Genomic DNA, 1015 nt, shown 5'->3' with positions numbered 1-1015 from the left:
GGCCATTCCGCGCCTGCACTGAGCACCGCTGCCCGCCCGCGAAAGGCGTGCCGCTGACCGGGAACACGGCCGCGAATCCGGGCCGGGGGTGGCAGGCTCTCGGACATGAGTACACCGGTCGAAACCGACGTTCTTCCCGAGCTGCGGGAGCTGCCCACCGAGCGCGGGGTGCTGCGCTATCGCGAAAGCGGCGACGGCCCGCCGCTGCTGTTGCTGCACGGCTCCGGGCCGGGGGTCACCGGTTGGCGCAACTTCGGCGGCAACGTCCCCGCCTTCGCCGCGCACTACCGCACCCTGGTGCTCGAGTTGCCCGGATTCGGCATCAGTGACGACTTCGGCGCCCCGCACCCGATGATGTCGGCCCAGCAGGCGGTGACCGCTTTCCTCGACGGACTCGGCCTGGACCGGGTGCGCGTGATCGGCAACTCGATGGGCGGCTTCGTGGCCACCGATTTCGCGTTGGCGAACCCGGATCGGGTGGATCGGGTGGTCACCGTCGGCGGCATCGGGACGCCGCTGTTCAGCGCCGCCCCCGGCGAGGGCATCATCCGGCTGGGCGAGTTCGTGGAGAACCCGACGAGGGAAGCGCTGGTCGCCTGGCTGCGTTCCATGGTCCACGACCCGGCGCTGATCACCGAGGAACTGATCGAGCAACGCTGGCAGCAGGCCACCGATCCGGCGACGCTGGAGAACTCGCGCCGGATGTACGGCCGGGCGGCGCTGGCGCGCATCGCCGAGGCGGCCAGGGCGGTGGAGACGCCGAGCTGGGCGAAGCTGGGGCAGCTCACCGCGCCGGTGTTGATCACCTGGGGGCGCGACGACCGGGTCAGCCCGGTCGACATGGCGCTGCTGCCGATGCGGCTGCTGCGCAACGGCGAGCTGCACATCTTCCCCAACTGCGGGCACTGGGTGATGATCGAGCAGAAGCAGGCCTGGGAAGCGGTCGTGCTGGCCTTCCTCGCTCGCTGACCTCGGGTGGGCGGGGGGGTGGCCGAGCCCCCCCCCCCCCGGGGGG

General features: G+C 71.7%; 1 protein-coding gene. It reads left to right on the top strand.

All coding sequences use genetic code 11. The features are described 5' to 3' along the window. The first annotated feature begins 105 nt into the window (after positions 1-105). On the top strand, positions 106-969 hold the full coding sequence (locus QH283_RS12585; protein ID WP_280503186.1) for an alpha/beta fold hydrolase: 864 nt from the start codon (positions 106-108) through the stop codon (positions 967-969). Positions 970-1015 lie beyond the last annotated feature (46 nt).

This window comes from Nocardia farcinica, assembly GCF_029867845.1.
GTDB classification, from domain to species: Bacteria; Actinomycetota; Actinomycetes; order Mycobacteriales; family Mycobacteriaceae; genus Nocardia; species Nocardia farcinica_A.
The sequence above is the reverse complement of the archived record's forward strand: the minus strand, read 5'-3'. Positions and strand labels throughout refer to the sequence as shown.